Annotated in this window: 16 protein-coding genes and 1 riboswitch; of the genes, 9 read left to right on the top strand and 7 right to left on the bottom strand. The window is 38.2% G+C overall.

Annotated elements, in window-relative coordinates; genetic code table 11:
• Positions 1-246 precede the first annotated feature (246 nt).
• The 3 genes from C5470_RS06200 (at position 247) to C5470_RS06190 (ending at position 5,377) form a co-directional block, all read left to right on the top strand.
• Complete coding sequence (locus tag C5470_RS06200) at positions 247-813, top strand: hypothetical protein (RefSeq protein ID WP_166286850.1); 567 nt, start codon at positions 247-249, stop codon at positions 811-813.
• 2,019 nt (positions 814-2,832) lie between these two features.
• Positions 2,833-4,296 (top strand): alanine/glycine:cation symporter family protein, encoded by a 1,464-nt coding sequence (locus tag C5470_RS06195; protein WP_166286848.1) that lies wholly within the window; start codon positions 2,833-2,835, stop codon positions 4,294-4,296.
• Positions 4,297-4,549: 253 nt separating this feature from the next.
• Positions 4,550-5,377 carry an N-acetylmuramoyl-L-alanine amidase gene (locus C5470_RS06190; RefSeq protein WP_166286846.1) on the top strand — a complete coding sequence of 276 codons (828 nt, stop codon included), beginning with the start codon at positions 4,550-4,552 and terminating at the stop codon, positions 5,375-5,377.
• Between the two features lie 407 nt (positions 5,378-5,784).
• Here the strand turns inward: C5470_RS06190 and C5470_RS06185 are convergent, their stop codons facing one another.
• A complete protein-coding gene (locus tag C5470_RS06185; protein ID WP_166286844.1) occupies positions 5,785-6,213 on the bottom strand; it encodes a DUF805 domain-containing protein in 429 nt (142 codons plus the stop codon).
• A 220-nt stretch (positions 6,214-6,433) separates the two neighbouring features.
• On the opposite strand from C5470_RS06185, the gene C5470_RS06180 reads away from it, so the two are divergent.
• A complete protein-coding gene (locus C5470_RS06180; protein ID WP_166286842.1) occupies positions 6,434-6,934 on the top strand; it encodes a DUF2165 family protein in 501 nt (166 codons plus the stop codon).
• A 14-nt stretch (positions 6,935-6,948) separates the two neighbouring features.
• Entirely contained in the window at positions 6,949-7,842 is an 894-nt protein-coding gene (gene yddG, locus C5470_RS06175) for an aromatic amino acid DMT transporter YddG (RefSeq protein WP_422631053.1), read from the top strand.
• A 63-nt stretch (positions 7,843-7,905) separates the two neighbouring features.
• On the opposite strand, the gene yidA is transcribed toward yddG, so the two are convergent.
• Together yidA and C5470_RS06165 are read right to left on the bottom strand one after the other, a co-directional pair.
• Positions 7,906-8,712, bottom strand: a complete 807-nt coding sequence (yidA, locus tag C5470_RS06170) for a sugar-phosphatase (RefSeq protein WP_166286838.1) — start codon at positions 8,710-8,712, stop codon at positions 7,906-7,908.
• A 90-nt stretch (positions 8,713-8,802) separates the two neighbouring features.
• Positions 8,803-9,186: a helix-turn-helix domain-containing protein gene (locus C5470_RS06165; protein ID WP_166286836.1), complete on the bottom strand. Its 384-nt coding sequence runs from the start codon at positions 9,184-9,186 to the stop codon at positions 8,803-8,805.
• Positions 9,187-9,482: 296 nt separating this feature from the next.
• On the opposite strand from C5470_RS06165, the gene mgrB reads away from it, so the two are divergent.
• Both mgrB and C5470_RS06155 read left to right on the top strand, forming a co-directional pair.
• Positions 9,483-9,626 carry a PhoP/PhoQ regulatory lipoprotein MgrB gene (gene mgrB, locus C5470_RS06160; RefSeq protein ID WP_036849285.1) on the top strand — a complete coding sequence of 48 codons (144 nt, stop codon included), beginning with the start codon at positions 9,483-9,485 and terminating at the stop codon, positions 9,624-9,626.
• Between the two features lie 165 nt (positions 9,627-9,791).
• Positions 9,792-11,171: an amino acid permease gene (locus tag C5470_RS06155; protein ID WP_166286834.1), complete on the top strand. Its 1,380-nt coding sequence runs from the start codon at positions 9,792-9,794 to the stop codon at positions 11,169-11,171.
• A 69-nt stretch (positions 11,172-11,240) separates the two neighbouring features.
• Here C5470_RS06155 and pagP read toward each other — a convergent pair whose 3' ends face one another.
• Entirely contained in the window at positions 11,241-11,864 is a 624-nt protein-coding gene (gene pagP / locus C5470_RS06150; protein ID WP_166286832.1) for a lipid IV(A) palmitoyltransferase PagP, read from the bottom strand.
• Between the two features lie 590 nt (positions 11,865-12,454).
• Between pagP and cspE the strand changes: the two genes are divergently transcribed.
• Entirely contained in the window at positions 12,455-12,664 is a 210-nt protein-coding gene (gene cspE, locus C5470_RS06145; protein WP_036781809.1) for a transcription antiterminator/RNA stability regulator CspE, read from the top strand.
• A 115-nt stretch (positions 12,665-12,779) separates the two neighbouring features.
• A riboswitch (TPP riboswitch) is annotated at positions 12,780-12,871 on the top strand.
• A gap of 41 nt (positions 12,872-12,912) precedes the next feature.
• Positions 12,913-13,713 (top strand): bifunctional hydroxymethylpyrimidine kinase/phosphomethylpyrimidine kinase, encoded by an 801-nt coding sequence (gene thiD, locus C5470_RS06140; protein WP_166286830.1) that lies wholly within the window; start codon positions 12,913-12,915, stop codon positions 13,711-13,713.
• Between the two features lie 121 nt (positions 13,714-13,834).
• Here the strand turns inward: thiD and fbaB are convergent, their stop codons facing one another.
• From fbaB to C5470_RS06125, 3 genes are all read right to left on the bottom strand, one after another.
• A complete protein-coding gene (gene fbaB / locus C5470_RS06135) occupies positions 13,835-14,884 on the bottom strand; it encodes a class I fructose-bisphosphate aldolase (protein WP_166286828.1) in 1,050 nt (349 codons plus the stop codon).
• Between the two features lie 2,067 nt (positions 14,885-16,951).
• Positions 16,952-18,328, bottom strand: coding sequence for a prephenate-dependent tRNA uridine(34) hydroxylase TrhP (gene trhP / locus C5470_RS06130; RefSeq protein ID WP_166286826.1), 1,377 nt, complete (start codon positions 18,326-18,328; stop codon positions 16,952-16,954).
• Positions 18,329-18,527: 199 nt separating this feature from the next.
• The gene (locus C5470_RS06125) at positions 18,528-18,872 is read right to left on the bottom strand and encodes a YegP family protein (protein ID WP_166286824.1); all 345 of its coding nucleotides are present in this window, start codon (positions 18,870-18,872) and stop codon (positions 18,528-18,530) included.
• Positions 18,873-18,898 lie beyond the last annotated feature (26 nt).

The raw sequence follows: 18,898 nt of genomic DNA, 5'->3' as shown, positions 1-18,898 counted from the left end.
AAATTTTCATAAAATAGCCATAAAAAACGTATTTATTTATATTGCTATGGTTTATCAATTTTCCCTTGCCATCATGTAGTTACCTATCGTTTTTATATGTTTATGTCTTAATGATTATATTAGAAAGATTCAAGTACCCAAGTGCGATATTTTGTTGTTTTTGTTGAATGCAAAATTTTGCAAGTTACATATGCCAGAGTGTATACTAAGGTTAATATTTGTTCTGTCTGATATTGAGAGGGAAAGATGAGTGACTCAGATGATAAAAAAATAGAGTTTAGTACGAGTGATGTGTTAAATGCTCTCTTGCATCGCGGGCAGAATATGCAACATCTTGCAACTCAGGAAAGTGTTGATAATCTGCGCCGTGAGAATGAGGCTAGCTTCACGTCACTTAAATCCGATATTAACCAACGGTTTGAATCTATGGATAAAGCCCTTAACCAACGATTTGAAGCTACGGATAAAGCCCTTGATCAACGATTTGAAATTATGGGTAAAGCCCTTGATCAACGATTTGAAGCCATGAGTAAAGAGTCTAACCAACGATTTGAAGCTACGGATAAAGCCCTTGATCAACGATTTGCAGCTATGAGTAAAGAGTCTAACCAACGATTTGAAACTATGGATAAAGAATCTAACCAACGATTCGAATCTATGAGTAAAGGCGTTAACCAACGATTCGAGTCTGTGGATGTACGTCTTAGCAAACTTGAAGGTAAATTTGATCGTCTTCAATGGTCTATTGTTGCTGCGACGCTGGCGTTTCTTTTTAAAGAATATATTTTTAAGGCGGTTGCTCTTATCCAGTAACGTGCAAAATTTTACACGTTACAGTTGTTTTTTGGGACGTTACTATTTTCTCTTCTTCATTCTCTTCTGCTACGGTGCCTTACCCGTTTATATCGGAATAGTACTGTAGCTGCATCTGTAACACGTCATATGGGCCGGATAGAAGCTAATGACCGATATAAATATAGAAGTTAAAACTGGATAGTTAATTTAATAGCTTGTAAAAATCTTTATGATAGATGTGACTAAGTAAAAACCGCTAACGGGAGTTTGTTCTCCCGCTGTTTTTATAACTGTAAATATAGTACTTACTGTATAATATTTGAATTGTTATGATTTAGTTATTATTTTCCTTATTAAGGATTTTTTCATATTCCTCCCAAACGACAGATAACGGTGAACTTAAGCAACAAATGGATATTGAACCCCCTGATGGAGGGTGGTATTCATATTTAGATCTCCCACGATAGACTCTTATAGGTAAATTGTTATCAGTAGGATTCTTCCTTTTTCTTCTTAACGTCATTCATAACCTCAACGTATATTGTTTAAATTATGTATTGAGAATAAAAGTGAGATATTTTTGCAATATTAACTTCATAAACATGTTTTTTTTGTAAAAGATAACAAATGAAAATATTAGCAGTAGATAATAAAAGATCCAGTTTTATGTTGCATATAAGAGAAGTTTTTTCATATTTTTTACGAAATTGATTTCATATTGAAATAATATTTTATTGAAATTAATGTGTAATGTTATGTTAATGTAAAGTAAGTATTGGTTGTGACTATGTATAGTTGGGTTAAGTACCTTGTTTTTACAGATTAATGGGGCTGTAAATGATCGTGAGAATATTGGTTTTGGAGAATTTTGATGCTTAAAAGTAAATAAATTGTTAAAATAAATATTGGGCAAGATTTTAGCAAAAAATACTGTAAACCCTCTAAATTGGAAAACTTGTTCGATAGTATGGAAAGCAGTCGCTTAGGCTATTTTTTTCTGGTTATATTAATGAATTGCTGAATTGAGCTTTTTGTCGGTGATTTAACCAATCATTGACAGATAATCGAATTTGTATTTATGCACTGGAAAGCTACCAGATAATCGTTATTTGTTTCCCACAGACGATCAGAGAGTGGGGTCGGTTATTTTATGAAAAAAAGATCTTGCTATATCAGTTCTATTGTAATTTAACTTTAATTTATCTGTGGGAATATTGAGCAGTAATTTTATAGAAAATACAGTATTAACAGAGATTGGATATATATTCAGATAGTCAAAAAATAAGCGGAAATGTGTTGATTGTGACTATATAAAGAAGTATAGAGTATTCGTTAAAAACTTTTAATGTTAATAATACCTTAACACAAATAATCAAAAGAAAAATATCATTTATTTTTTTGATTTGTTAGGCCTGTAGTTGTAGGGCAGTTATAGGTTTACCTTATTATTAGTTTTTTGAATGTTATGTTATTCATTGGGTGATATTCTAGGCATTAGCATAAGGCATTGATATTTCATTGCTATTTAATAGGAGGTGGCGATTTATCTTTTTAATATTTATATGATGAACGTCACTATACGAAATTTTTTTAAATTAATTACGATTTTTTTCTTAAAGCTGATAATCTGCTCACAAAATTAACCACAATATCTTATTTTTTAGTCTTTTTTCTTGATATTAATTGTTTGTTGATTTAATTAACAAGCGATTCACGGATGGGAAGTATAGATAATGGCGTGTATGAAGTTACTGGCGGGCAATAGTTGATTGAATGACATGATCTATTAACTATCGGCCTGGAACAGTACATCAAACATTCATTTAATCTTATGGATAATGTAAAAAGGTCAGTAAACATTACACATTAATTTCAAACTTGTGTTACATTCATAGCGTTTTTCTGACCAGTATCTCTGTGTTTTTTTAAACGGCATTGCGTTAGTTGTTAATTATAAAGGCATATTAAGCGCAATGAATTCTGCCGGATACGATTTTATGGTCAGACTAGGTTTGCTAATTTAAGGGGAAAAACATCTTGACGGAACTAATTAACTTTTTTAACAACATCCTTTGGGGCTCCGTATTGATTTATCTTCTTCTTGGGGCCGGTGTTTACTTCACTATATGTACAGGTTTTATACAGATTCGCCACTTTGGGCATATGTTTTCAGTACTGAAAAACAGTAAAAAATCTGACAGTGCAGGTATTTCATCATTCCAAGCGTTGTGTACCAGTTTAGCGGCACGGGTAGGTACGGGTAATCTTACCGGTGTAGCAATCGCCTTAACGGCGGGTGGGCCAGGCGCCATTTTTTGGATGTGGGTTGTTGCCCTGATTGGGATGGCGACCTCTTTTATTGAGAGCACACTTGCCCAGCTGTACAAGACAAAAGACGATAAGGGGAATTACCGTGGTGGCCCGGCCTATTACATGGAAAAAGGGCTTGGGGTACGCTGGATGGGCATTATGTTCTCCATATTCCTTATTATTGCTTTTGGTCTGGTATTCAATGCTGTCCAAGCAAATTCAATTGTTCAGGCTGCTGCTTTCGCGTTTAATTTTAATCCGTTATATGTTGGTATTGGCCTGGTGATCCTTAGCGGGATCATTATTTTTGGTGGTTTGCGCTCTATTGCCAGAGTTGCGGAGCTGGTTGTCCCTTTTATGGCGGCAGCTTATTTGATCCTGGCATTTTGGGTCGTCGGGCATAATTTTGAACGAATGCCGGAAGTGTTTGCATTGATCTTCAAAAGTGCATTCGGTTTGCAGGAAGCGGTTGCAGGAACCGTTGGTTATGGCGTTGCGCAGGCGATGACGCAAGGCGTCCAGAGAGGATTGTTTTCAAATGAAGCGGGAATGGGGTCAGCCCCTAATGCCGCCGCATCCGCATCTCCATATCCTCCTCATCCGGCGTCTCAGGGGTATGTGCAAATGTTGGGTGTCTTTATGGATACTCTCGTTATCTGTAGTGCTACCGCTGTCATCATCCTTTCATCGGGTGTGCTTGATGGCAATATTGCAGGAATAAGTGGAATTGAGCTGACTCAGCGGGCATTATCCTCAGCTGTCGGTGATTGGGGATCTGAGTTCATCGCGTTAGCTATCTTCTTTTTCGCTTTCACATCAATCATTGCGAATTATGCTTACGCTGAAAGCAATATCGTCTTTCTTGAACGTAATCATACTGCGGGCCTGGTGATCCTCCGTCTGGCGGCATTAGGTATGGTGATGTTTGGTGCGTTGGCTGAATTGCCTTTAGTTTGGAAAATGGCTGATTTGTCCATGGCATTGATGGCAATTACCAATCTAACCGCTATTTTGTTACTTTCCGGCGTCGCGTTTAAACTTGCAAGGGATTATAACCAGCAGAGACGTGCCGGTAAGTTACCGACATTTGATATCAATCAATATCCTGAGATTCAACAAAAGGTTGAAGTTGGTATTTGGGAGGAAACTGCCAGTCGCGCCCAAGCGTATCAAGCGACCGACCACAAGTGAAATACCAGACAAAAGGTATAGTTAATATTATTTAATGATATACGGACTGATTACCTTTTACGTCTTACCTGTTATTTTTGCCTTATTCCTGTTTAAGTTATGGGAATAAGGCATTTTCTCTTGTGGGGTATCATCAAGAATGAAGCCGATAATTTTATAAAAAAATCATATAAAACATAAAATTTATTTTGTATTCATTTGATTTCTTTGTGTTATTATCTTGTATTCAATTAATAGGTGGGACAGGGAGATTATGAAGAAGATCATATTGGTTGGCTTATTTATGCTATTGGCCGGGTGTTCTAGCCAGCGTCATCTGGAAGATCGAGGCACGTATAAAGTTGATAGCGCTTTTCCTTCGAAAAGTCAGAATGACAGAATAAGGTTTTTGGTGTTCCATTATACTGCTGTCAATGATGAGGATTCTTTACGGATATTGACTCAGGACGGTGTCAGTGCTCATTACTTGATCCCATCATTACCGAATTATGTGAGCGGGAAGCCGGTTATTCTGGAATTGGTTCCTGAAGGTAAGAGAGCATGGCATGCTGGTGTCAGTGGATGGAATGGTCGAAAAGATTTAAATGACACATCGATTGGTATTGAAATTGTCAATAAAGGATTTACGGAAAGGTTACTTGAGAAAGAGTGGTATCCGTTTAATGAGCCGCAGATCGATCTGTTAACGCGTTTAGCGAAAGATATTATCCAGCGTTATGGCATTGAGCCTGTAAATGTTATTGGTCACAGCGATATCGCGCCGTTGAGAAAATATGATCCAGGTAAACTTTTCCCTTGGAAGAGCTTGGCTGAACAAGGTATCGGTGCATGGCCTGATGATGCAACAGTTGAAAAATATATGGCTGGCAGAAAATGGAATGACATGGCTTCTGTTGCGTTAATACAGAAAACATTAGCTAAGTATGGTTATACTATTCCACAAACGGGTGTACTTGATGAAGATACCCTTAAAACAATCAGTGCATTCCAGATGCATTTCAGACCAGATGACATTAGTGGTAATCCTGATGCGCAAACTGAGTCAATAGCTCTGGCTTTGGTTGAGAAATATAAAGGGTAGTTTGCCGCCTGTCAGTAAAATCGTGCCATAAAAAGGGGCTTTATCAAGATGACTTTTGTGGCATGGTTTTTCGATAATTAACGCTATAGATTTTCATAGTCCACTTTTCTAATTCTTTTTCACTTTGTTTTAATCTGTAATCGCAGATTATTTCGGCAATAATTAATTAAGAATTTCCAGTTTCCATTGTCTTGATGCTGGATCTCTTTCATCATCTCTCTTATAGTTAAATTATTTTAACAAACTAGTCGTCAGAAAGGGTTGTAGAAATCCAGCCATAGTTGAATAGTAAAATAGACAGTAATAATGCAATATATATAAATAATCATCATTTTATTTTATAGCGACTATTACTATCTTAAGTAATAGTCAGATGAAATAAAATTTTTGGGAACATAAAATAACTATTAGCCTTTATTATGGTTTTTTCTTGCCGGAAGAGTAAACGCAAGAATAATCCCAACCAGACTGATAAATGGCGAATAGATCATTATTTTGTCAGAAAGATAGTTTGGTAAGACACTGCATAGATAGATAAAAATAGATATGGGCCAGCCATATAACCCCACATCATTCAATCGGAAAGCGGTTTTCATGATTAAATAATAAATAGTGGCGAAGGAGCACATTGCCCATAAACCAACAGAGATCATATATAGCCATACAGATAATCCATATTGCATATAGGCTGCATAATTGTTTTCTGCCAGATAACCAGAGAGGAAAATTAGCATTCCGAGGATGAGTGCTGCTGTAATAAAGCTGATAATATAATCTCTTCTGCTTAGTTTTTGTCTGAAATGATTTTTTATTGAGCTAACTAGAGAATTGTCCATAAATAACAGCCAGGTAAATAAGAATAGAGCAGATAATAACTGATCTAATGATAGTATGAACAGGAAAACATAAGTTAGATATTAGATGAAAATATTTTAAAAGTAATTCTACGATTTAATATGTGGGAATAAGGTGATGATTGTTAAATTATATGATAGTTTGTGTTCTTTATGATCTCTCTGGTGTTTTGTTTTAGTCATTCTTTGGAGAACCCGACAAATGATTATTCGTTTATCTAAGGTTTTGATGGTCTTTGCAATAGCGCTGTTTGCTACATTGGCCGCTTTTGGCAATATCACAGACTATGGCACTAATTTCGTGTTTGTACAGCATGTATTAATGATGGATACCATTTTCCCTGATGCGACCATCACCTATCGTGCAATCCATTCACCGATACTACATCACATTGGTTATATTGCCATTATTTCTTTAGAAACGTTAACCGCGGTGTTATGTTGGATTGGTGGTATCCGTTTACTCACGAATTTAAAATCTAATGCTGCTGTCTTCAATAAAAAGAAAGCTATCGCGATAGTCGGCCTGACCTTGGGTTTCCTCACCTGGCAGGTGGCATTTATGTCAATTGGTGGTGAATGGTTTGGGATGTGGATGTCTAAACAATGGAACGGAGTATCCAGCGCTTTCCATTTCTTTATCACTATCATTCTGGTATTGATTTATTTGATTCAGTGTGACAAAGAACTAGACCAAGAATAAATATGAGGGTAGATGTGAAAACAAGGATCGAACAACACAAAGCGACAATATACGGAGTACTGGCGATTGTGCTGTGGAGTACAATTGTCGGATTGATAAGAAGTGTTAGTGAAAGTTTTGGGCCTGTAGGTGGCGCGGCTCTTATTTATACTGTTGGCGCAATTTTTCTGGTTTTTCTAATAGGTTTCCCAAAAATCAGCACTTTTCCCAGAGTCTATTTGTGGCTTGGGAGTTTGCTATTTGTCGGTTATGAAATCTGTTTATCACTCTCATTAGGTTTTGCCAATAATCGTGCTCAGGCAATTGAATTGGGTATGGTTAACTATTTATGGCCAGGTTTTACTGTCTTACTGGCGGTTATTGTTAATAAGCAGAAAGTGAATGGGTGGCTTTATCCTGGTTTATTACTGTCTATTTTGGGGATTGGTTGGGTGATGAGCGGTGATAATGGCTGGTCATTCAGGCAGATGGTGGAGAATATCCAGAGCAATCCATTAAGCTATGGGCTGGCTTTTGCTGGTGCAATTATCTGGGCTGTGTATTGTAACATTACAAAAATTATGGCAGCGGGTAAAAATGGCATGACGCTGTTTTTTATCCTGACTGCTTTTGCATTATGGATTCAATACTTTTTCACATCTCCCCCTGAAATGGTGATAACTCTTCGTAGTGTCAGCATATTATTGTTTGCCGGAGCGGCTATTGGTGTAGCGAATGCTGCCTGGACAGTTGCAATCATCAGAGGACATGTTGCATTATTGGCTACGTTATCTTATTTCACGCCGATTATATCAACCGCTTTTTCATCCTTGCTGCTGAGTACCGCGCTCTCTTTTTCATTTTGGCAAGGTGTGTTAATGGTCACAATCGGATCAATTGTCTGTTGGTTAGCGACCAGAACCAAATAGTACCTGTGAAGTCAAGATATCAGGGAGAAGCATAAGATGGGATTGAATAGAAAATAAATCGCTTTACAGGAATTTATTTATCGCTATTGCCACGCCATCTTGTTCATTTGTTGCAGTAATAAACTGAGCGATATCTTTGACACGTTGTTCGGCATTACCCATTGCGACACCAATAGCGGCGAATTCGATCATTGCCAGGTCATTATTATGGTCACCAATACACATAATTTTGTCTCTGGTAATACCGAGATGATCAGCAACGGCTTTGACAGCAGTACCTTTATTCACTTCTTTGCTGAGAATTTCCAGAAAATAGGGGCTGCTTTGAATCAGTGTATAGTGCTTATAAGTTTCGGCAGGAATGAAGTTGATGGCATCACGGAGAATATTAGGGTGGTCGATCATCATTAATTTAGTAAAGTACATCTCACTGTTCATTTCGTTGACAGGACAATAAGTTAGAGGTGTGTCGGTGAGAAAAGCTTCTCTGACGGTATATGGGCTGATATCACGGTTAGCGGTGTATATTTTATTAAATTCTAAAGCGTGAAGATGAACACCGATTTCACGGGAGAGAGATTCAAAAAACAGATAGTCTTCAAAATCCAATAAATTTTCCAGCAAATGTTCACCATTATACGCCTGATGGACAACACTACCATTATTACTGATGCAGTAACTGTTGGTTTTGTCCAGCTCTAATTCCTGTAAATATCGCTGGATGCCGGTAAAAGGCCGGCCAGAAGCCAAAACAATATGAACGCCTTGTTGTCTGGCTCGATGGACAGCTTGTTTGACTGGGGGCGTGATTTGATGACTCTCGTTCAGCAAAGTGCCATCAAGATCAATGGCGATCAATTTTATTGACATATCTCTCTCCTGAAAATCTGGCAACCTGATTATGGTATGGCTGCGTTTGTTGGGTAATTACCCGTTTAAAGGTGCTTTCCGGTTGCCGTGTCATGAACAGTTGGTAGCGAAATGCAGGGGTAGTTTAACCTCCAGCTCAATATCTGGATTCTGCCGGAAATCATAGGGCGTTATGCCATACTCTTTGCGGAACATATAAGTGAAATGAGATTGTGAACCAAAGCCAAAATCCAGGGCGATATCAAAAATAGGCAAAGTGCTGTTTCTTAAAAGATGAACAGTGCCGGCCAGACGTCGCTGGCGGATATATTTGCCAAGAGAAATTCCGGTAACTTCCTTGAATATTTTCTGCATATGCCAAAGCGAATAGCCAGAGTAAGCAGCCAGTTCTTCCAGATGAATTACCCGGCCAAGGTGATTCTCAATCCATTTGCTAAGAGCGTATACAAGTGCTAAGTGATTATCCTGTGGCATTAACAATTTTGTTCTGGTTGAAAGTGAAAGGAAGTATACACAATTTTTTCTGATTTTTCTAAAGATGACAAAGCTTTGACATAGTGATTCAAATTATAACTGAATGTGATAATTGATTTTTTTGTTCTGTTAAATTCGTTCTGGTACATTTCTGTCATAAGACTGTGAGCCAGTACGATTTTTTCATAACGGAAAGCGTGAGATGAATATTTTTCCTGTTGCACTATTGTAAGATATCATTTTCCAACTTTATTCTTAACATATTTGCGTACTGACCGAACTCGAAGGAAACAGAATTGGACATAAAAAAAACCATTGCAATCTTAGTATTACTTGGAATATGTCTGTTCTTGTACTTGTTAGCTTTGGATAGCTACTGTGATCAGGGTGAAAAGTTTGATTCAGGTATTTGTTTTGTGACTCGATATCTGCCTTTCTGATTAGTTGCTGATACTCATCAGCCATTTTCCCATCATGTATCTGTGCTAACATATGTCTTCAATATCCACCCTTTAAAGCTATGTCTGTTTTAAATAAAGCAGGTGAATGGGAAGCGGTTGTTTTCCCACTAATAATAAAATAAAAAGTTGCAGCAAGAGGAAAAGATGGCAGAACAATCGCAGCGATCAACACTTAAACGCGGTTTAAAAAACCGGCATATTCAGCTTATTGCTTTGGGGGGCGCTGTCGGGACCGGGTTATTTCTCGGTATTGCACAAACCATAAAAATGGCCGGTCCCTCTGTAATTTTAGGCTACGCTATCGCAGGCTTTATTGCATTTCTGATTATGCGTCAACTGGGGGAAATGGTGGTTGAAGAGCCTGTAGCGGGGTCGTTTAGTCATTTTGCCTATAAATATTGGGGGGATTTTCCCGGTTTTTTATCAGGCTGGAATTACTGGATGATGTTTACTCTGGTTGGAATGGCAGAATTAACGGCTGTAGGGATGTATATTCATTACTGGTGGCCTGATATTCCTACTTGGGTTTCTGCTACGGTATTCTTTGTCCTAATCAATACGGTAAATTTAATTAATGTCCGGTCATATGGTGAGACAGAATTCTGGTTTGCTATCATTAAAGTGACAGCAATTATCTGCATGATTGTTTTTGGCGCTTACCTGTTGGTCAGCGGGAATGGTGGCCCACAGGCTAGTATTGCTAATCTTTGGCAATATGGCGGTTTTATGCCTAATGGGATCTCTAGCCTTATCATGGCAATGGCTGTGATTATGTTTTCTTTTGGTGGGTTGGAACTGGTTGGTATTACCGCTGCGGAAGCGGAAAACCCACGTATCAGTATTCCCAAGGCCACCAATCAGGTGGTATACAGGATATTGATTTTCTATATTGGTTCTCTGACCGTGTTGTTGTCGCTTTATCCGTGGGGCAATGTCATTGAAGGTGAAAGCCCATTTGTCATGATTTTTCATAACCTGGATAGCTTTTGGGTGGCTAATGTTCTGAATATTGTTGTTCTGACTGCCGCCTTGTCCGTTTATAACAGCGGTGTATATTGTAACAGTCGGATGCTGTACGGTTTAGCAAAGCAAGGCAATGCACCCAGAACGCTGATAAAAGTTAATGAGAGTGGTGTTCCTACTAAAGCAATTGTGATATCTGCGTTGGCTACGTCAATTGGTGTATTGATTAACTATGTCATGCCGGGTAAAGCATTTGAATTATTGATGGCGTTAGTGGTGACAACACTGGTTATTAACTGGGTCATGATCTGTATGGCGCATTTAAAATTCCGGGCAAAGAAAGTTAAAGAAGGGGTAGAACCTTCATTTAAAGCATTCTGGTACCCGTTTAGTAATTATCTGTGTCTGGTTTTCCTGGTCTTTATACTTGTCATTATTTTGATGATGGACAGTATTCGTATTTCAGTCATTCTGATGCCATTTTGGATTGGTATTTTATGGCTCGGGTTTCTCATATCTCATTCCCGCAATAATAAAATGGAAACCATGAACCAGGGATAATATATACCTGGATTATCTCGATAAGGATACCAGGCTGATGTCACCCACAGCCTGGTGTTTTTTATCTGGTTACCATTGCCAGCGTAACCAGGCGAAGAGCACGTTACCGTTATTATATGTGCCGGGAATGTATGTCCCCTGAAACGATAACCGATCATATTCTATGGAGAATAGTGGTAGTGGAAGTGGAATAGGAACATAGTAATAATCATGACGGGCTGTGACACTTAAAGTGAAACCAATACCCATTCGGAAGCCATCTAAATCACTGGGTATCCACATTTTCTGAAACCCATAACCAACGATGGGTTCCAAACGGTTATGAGAATCCATAAAAGCCATAGCGTAGAGAGAATGCCAGTCATTGTCTTCGTCGTAACGGTATTTACCATAACCGAAACCCCAGGGCCGTTCATTATATTTGTCAATTTTTTCTTCATCGTAGGTAAATCTGTTATGCCAGGTAATTACCGGCAGATAAAGTTCATTACTGGGTGCATCCCAAGTGAGAGCGACATTATTGCTAAATTTTTCCCATAAACTGTCTGAACTGTTGCCATAACTGATGGGTGCATGGGATATCGTGGTTGTTAATGATTGACTGGCGGTATCAGCCGCTGTTGCAAATACTGTCCCGGATGAGACTACAAAAGTAACTGATAGGGCACCGGCTACGGTTAAATCAAACTTCATTATTTCTTGCTCCAATTTCCCAATGACACGAATTGGGAAGATCCTTTGCATCATGAAAAATATGACAAACATCTAAATTTGGGAATTCTACTCTTGCTATTTTCAATAAAACTTAAACGAAAAATCAATATTAAGATGTTATACGTATTAAATGGGTATATTTAATACGTATATTTGGGCTGACGAATATTGGAAATGTATTGACTCTTTCTTTCACTCAAAGAGGGGGGATGATTCGCGCCTGTAGACATACCATAGATATAAAGATTCTAATAATAAGACAGGCAAAATAAATTAAAATTATTTATGTTATTTGGGGTTTTGTTGAGTGGATGAACCGTAAGCTAATTAGGATAACCTTGGATTTTCAAATTTTTGCGGTTATGTTAAACAATAATTGTTGTTAAGAATTTTAAATATGTGCGTTAGCTCCATAGCTGATAAAAAATGGCTTGCCATCATATTAAGAATATGTGATAAATCGTTCGAGTAAACGAGGTACGGTTCTGTTAATAGCAGCAACTCGCTCTGGTTTTTATGTTGCGCCGAACGGCGAATTAGAATTAAGTGATCCAAAGGAAATTCTTAAAATGGCAAAAATCACTGGTACTGTAAAGTGGTTCAACGAATCTAAAGGTTTTGGTTTTATTACTCCCGCTGATGGCAGCAAAGATGTGTTTGTACATTTTAGCGCTATTCAGAGCGAAGGTTTTAAAACTTTGGCGGAAGGTCAAAAAGTTGAGTTTGAAATTCAAGATGGTCAGAAAGGCCCTTCTGCGGCAAACGTCACTACAGCATAACTTCTTTTTGTCAATCATTTTGAATTGACGAAGTAAATTTGTTGTCTTAATTGGTTTTTTATTGGCAACAATGACATACCGATATCACCCTGTTGGTCATCTAATAGGGTGTTTTTGTTTTGACTCGGGGCGCTCTTTCTGAGCTGAGATGAACCCGTAATACCTGATCTGGATAATGCCAGCGTAGGGAAGTCAAGGTGTCTTTTTCCTGATACCTGCTTTTCTTTTGCTGGTAGGAAGGAGTACCTATGGTAAGAATTAATTCACTGACAATTGCCGGGACTGATCCTAGCGGTGGTGCTGGTATTCAAGCTGATCTAAAAACTTTCTCTGCGCTTGGTGCTTATGGCACAACAGTAATGACAGCTCTTGTCGCACAAAATACGCATGGTGTGCAATCTGTTTATGACATAGATCCCATTTTCGTTGCTGCACAGCTTGAGTCTGTGCTGTCAGATATCAGAATCGATAGCGCCAAGATAGGCATGTTATCTAATGCGGCCAATGTTGCGGTAGTTGCAGACGCAATAAGCCGTTATTCAGTACCTTATGTTGTATTGGATACGGTGATGATTGCGAAAAGCGGTGATCCGCTGCTGGTGCCGGAAGCGGTTTCTGCGGTTGTTGAACGGTTATTACCGAAGGTTTCGTTGATGACGCCGAATTTGCCGGAAGCCGCGGCTATATTGAGATGCTCTTTAGCAGAAACCGAAGCAGACATGCAAAAACAAGGATGGGAATTGTTATCACTGGGATGTGAAGCAGTTTTACTTAAAGGCGGACACCTTACCAACAGTGAAAGCCCTGATTGGCTATTTACGGGGGATGGAGAATGGCGTTTCACTGCTCCCAGAATCAATACCCGTCATACTCATGGTACAGGGTGTACTTTCTCCGCTGCATTAGCGGCTTTACGTCCACGTTATTCAGATTGGCAGACAACGCTTCCTGTTGCCAAATCATACCTCCAGGCGGCACTAGAACAGGCGGATTCTCTGAATGTCGGAACCGGAATTGGGCCTGTACATCATTTTTACCAGTGGTGGTGAGGGAGCGTGATTCGGTGATAATGGGTCATGAAGGGTAAGATGCCGGTGCTATGGGAGCAATATGGTTCAGGATGTGTAATGCCTTCACGATCTTATTCATTATCACCGATGACAAGCCTTATTAAGCGATAGTCACTTGCTGATCCAGATAGACATCTTGAACTGCATTAATCAGTTCAACACCTTCTTTCATGGATTTTTTGAAAGCTTTACGACCGAGTATCAACCCCATACCGCCAGCGCGTTTATTAATGACGGCAGTACGAACTGAATCACTCAAATCATTATCACCGGATGCACCGCCTGAGTTAATCAAGCCGGCACGACCCATGTAGCAGTTAGCTATCTGATAACGGACCAGATCGATTGGGTGATCGGTGGTCAAATTGGAGTAAACACGTTTATCTGTATGACCAAAACCAATTGCAGTATAGCCACCATTATTTTCAGCCATTTTCTGCTTAACAATATCGGCACCGATAGTGGCTGCTAAATGGTTAGCCTGACCGGTTAAATCTGCGCTGGCGTGATAATCCACCCCCTCTTTTTTGAAGGCGGAGTTACGCAGATAGGCCCATAATACCGTGACCATGCCTAATTCATGTGCTCGTTCAAAGGCTACTGAAATTTCTTCAATTTGACGACGTGATTCAGCAGAGCCAAAGTAAATAGTTGCACCAACGGCTACCGCACCCATCTCAAATGCCTGTTCAACGCTGGTATATAAAGTTTGATCATATTGAGCGGGATAACTCAATGTTTCATTGTGGTTTAGTTTAACCAGAAACGGGATCTTATGAGCATAGCGGCGGGAAACCGCGGATAACACGCCATAAGTAGAGGCGACACAGTTACAGCCTGCTTCAATAGCCAGTTCAACGATATTCTTTGGATCAAAATAGAGTGGGTTTGCGGCAAAAGAAGCGGCAGCAGAATGTTCTACACCTTGATCCACCGGCAAAATAGACAAATAGCCAGTACCCGCAAGGCGACCATGATTTAGCAATGTTTGCATAGAGCGCAGAACCGTATTTGGCCGGTTATTGTCGATCATGACGCGGTCAACAAAATCGGATCCGGGCAGATAAAGATTTTCACTTGGAATGGTGCTACAACGATGCTGCAATAAACTGTCTGCATCTTTGCCTAACAACTTAGCGATATCAGTCATGTCTTACTCCAGTTCATAAGAGATACTATTGATTGTCATTTATCCTTTTTAAAATAACAAGTTGTATTAGGAGGTAAGTGGTAGTGGATCGCTTCAGGTAAGCTTTTAAAGTTAAATTTATTACCTGAAAAGGCGTTCTTTAATGTAAAAGCGACATTACCATGCTTTTAAGTGATATGGGTAGAAATGTGTAAGGGTTTTATGTATTGGGTTATATATCTTCATAATTTATATAAGTTTCTGCTATACTTATAGAATTTTGTAAGTTGAAATTTCCATATATTTAAATGGATTATCTTTATTGACCACATTAACGTTTATTTTGGGGGAAAGATACTGAGGAATAGCAACTGACCGCTATTCTGAAAAATTGCACTTGAACCTTAACATTGTGGATAAAATTAACAGTTTATTTACTTATTAAATGGAATGGTTTTGTTTACAGGAACGGTTTTGGAAAATGGAATTTAAAATATTTCTGTTCTACTGATATGATTCTCATACTTAAATATCCATTCCAATTCAGATGGTCATATTTTCTCACTCAAATTGGAAATGCCATCCGTTAAATACTAATGTGATGAATTTTGATTCTAAGAATATTAAAAGAGATTTCTCGATGATATACATAAAATAAGACCCCCTCTTGGGACGGTTATATGGGGAACCCCCTAAAAAGTCATGTTGGGATTAATCAATTAAAACCTTAGCGCCAGTTTTTTGATGTTAGCTACATCTGTTGCTGGCGCTAGTGTAATTTTTTTGGCTGTTGTTGTGTTTATTGTAGGTTTTATAAAAACATATGCAATTGATATTATAGATAAAAAGTTTAAAATTAGTGAATCTGTGATTAATATTATTGTATTGTGCATTTGCATAAATAAATATCATTGAATGCATGAAATTTTTACAAAAACACAATATATCCTAATGTTATTTTAGTGAGCTTTATCGGGCTAGGTATTAATATTCTTAAGTTTTTATTTTGGTAATTAATTTTCCCTGATTATATAAAATAAATAAAGAACTGGGCCATCACAGTTTTAAAATATATATAATCCTGTAAGCGGAAATCAATGTGGTTATTTATCCTATCATAAAAATGATTATAAATTGAAATAATTATTGTATTAAATTTTTAGTTTCAGACTATATTCATCAGTCAATTAACTAATTGAAAAACATATCAATATAATTTGATTTTTTCACAGATAGAAAATTCCTCATGGTTTTTTATTGCAGATGCTGATATTTAACTTTCTTTCCTTTGTAAAAAACATTTCTCCTGTTACGTTTTTTCCTTGGTAAATGGTGTTTTATCAAATGATTAGGCTGTTAATGGAAGATGCTGTGCTTGATAGGTAAGGTGAAATGCTTATTGTTGTCCTTTGATTTGCTAACTGACACTTTTTGTGAGGTTAAGATGAATATCAACTTTATTCTTGTGAGATACCGGATGTGCTGCATTGTCGTTTACCGGCCTTTGGTCGATGATTATTATTTTACCCTTGTTAATATTATGGCTATATGAAACAGAAGCCGTTCGTTCAGTGTTGATAACTAAAATAGTCAGGTAAATGTTGAACTAATAGTTTTAACAATAAGTAAATTGCAATAATCTATTTTCATAATTTTCACCTGATTAATTCTATTGAGTTGTATAATGTTTGGTCTGAATATGATGGGTTTCTTGAATTATTGAACAGTGAAAAATTTTAATTAAATTTCTTTAGATAGTGTGATATTTCAATAAGTAGAAATATTTTCCTATTAATGCATAGAGTACAAGAAACATATTAATATAAAGGTTTATTAATTTAATAGTTAAGTTTATCTATTTAATTAATCATGTAAATGGATCACATAACTTATTGATTTTATTTAAGAGAAAAAGAAAAGGCCAGCTCAAGGGAGATTGAGCCGGCCAAGGAGGTGGTTCCTAGTCTTACTGTAAAACTTTTTTAATTTTTTATTTTTCACCCACAATACTACGATAAATAAAATAGTATTGATGTGATCTGTTTCTAAAAAAAGAAATATATAATCACCAGGATGGTATATTGGTGATTATTTGTCTGAGTTTCGGTTCTTTTGAGCATATTGAGAACTAATACCATTTAGATTGCGTATTAATAAAGCGTAATTAATATCAATTTGTTTAGGGATTGGTAAATAGACAATATACCCATCTCCAGGAGCAACTTCCATTGGTTGGCCTTTTTTATCCTGCATTGCTTCCAGTGTAAACTGGATATTGCCTGATGGGGTCATTAATTCGAGACTGTTTCCAACCATGAATTTATTCTTAACTGCAACTTCAGCTAATCCGTTGACCCGTTTTCCCGTGAACTCACCGACAAATTGTTGGGTGTCGGATATTGAATGGCCGTATTCATAACTCTGATAGGCATCATGGGTATGGCGGCGCAAAAAACCTTCGGTGTATCCACGGTGTGCAAGCCCTTCCAGTGTTGTCAGCAGGGTTGGATCGAAAGGTTTTCCTGCGACAGCATCATCAATGGCTCTGCGATAAACTTGTGCTGTGCGGGCGCAGTAATAGAAAGATTTTGTCCGTCCTTCGATTTTCAAAGAGTGAACGCCCATTTTAGTTAGTCGCTCAACATGTTCAATCGCACGTAAATCTTTGGAGTTCATGATATAAGTGCCATGTTCATCTTCAAAAGCCGACATATATTCGCCTGGGCGTTTCGCTTCTTCAAACATAAATACTTTATCTGTTGGTGCACCTTCTCCCAGTGTCGGCTCGATATTTTTTGCCGGTATAGGTTCATGCATATGCACAATATTACCGATATCATCCTCTTTGCCCTCTTGAACATGATATTCCCAACGACAGGCATTAGTGCATGTTCCTTGATTTGGATCACGTTTATTAATATAACCGGACAACAGGCAGCGACCGGAATAGGCCATGCACAGTGCACCATGTACGAAAACCTCCAGCTCCATATCGGGAACATGCTGGCGAATCTCGTTAATTTCATCCAGAGAAAGTTCACGAGAGAGAATGACTCTGGTCAGTCCCATTTGTAGCCAGAATTTGACTGTCGCCCAGTTAACGGCGTTAGCCTGAACGGAAAGATGAATTTCCATTTCGGGAAAAGCTTCACGAACCAACATAATTAGTCCGGGATCGGACATAATTAGCGCATCAGGTCCCATTTCAACGACAGGTTTCAGATCACGGATAAAGGTTTTCAGTTTGGCATTGTGCGGCGCAATATTCACCACAACATAAAAACGTTTGCCAAGTTCATGTGCTTCTTTAATGCCTAGCGCCAGATTTTCGTGATTGAATTCATTATTGCGAACACGCAGGCTGTAACGCGGTTGACCGGCATAGACTGCGTCCGCGCCATAGGCAAAAGCATAACGCATATTTTTCAGTGAACCGGCAGGGGAAAGTAATTCTGGAATAAACATGTTTAAAAAATTCTCGGTCTGAGTTCAGCGCAATTTTCACTACAAAAAGTGAGGGTAAGGTAGAGGATTCTAACGCTTAATTTGTTGAGGATACAAATTTATTGAATTGAAGTGCTCAGTTCTGTTGGTCGATGAAGTTGCACCTTATCCGTTGAATATTAATTTCAACTGATAAGGTGCAGTTTATGATGAAAAAATATCACTCTGACTTTGTCAGATCCCGGACATTTTCACTGGAGCCATTTTTAATCGCAGACTGAATGCTCTTTTTGGCAATGGTTTCATTATCGAAAGATTCGCTGATACCAATGACTTGATAGTTCCTGGCTTTCAGCACGAAATAATGCTTGCCAGACTTGTGTTCCCTGATTTCGAAGTTTTTTTCTGCCAGCGAATTTGCCTGGACAGAACGAATCCCTTTATTTGCTGCTGCCTTTGTGGTGTACATTTCACTGGTGAGGATAACGTCACCGTTCGATGCTTTTAAATTGAAGTAATATTGCTTGTTTTTTGTTCTTCTCAGATCATAATAACCTACAGCCATAATAAATCCCTCCATTTAAAGGTAAG

It is taken from the genome of Photorhabdus stackebrandtii, assembly GCF_011189495.1.
Lineage (GTDB): Bacteria > Pseudomonadota > Gammaproteobacteria > Enterobacterales > Enterobacteriaceae > Photorhabdus > Photorhabdus khanii.
The sequence above is the reverse complement of the archived record's forward strand: the minus strand, read 5'-3'. Positions and strand labels throughout refer to the sequence as shown.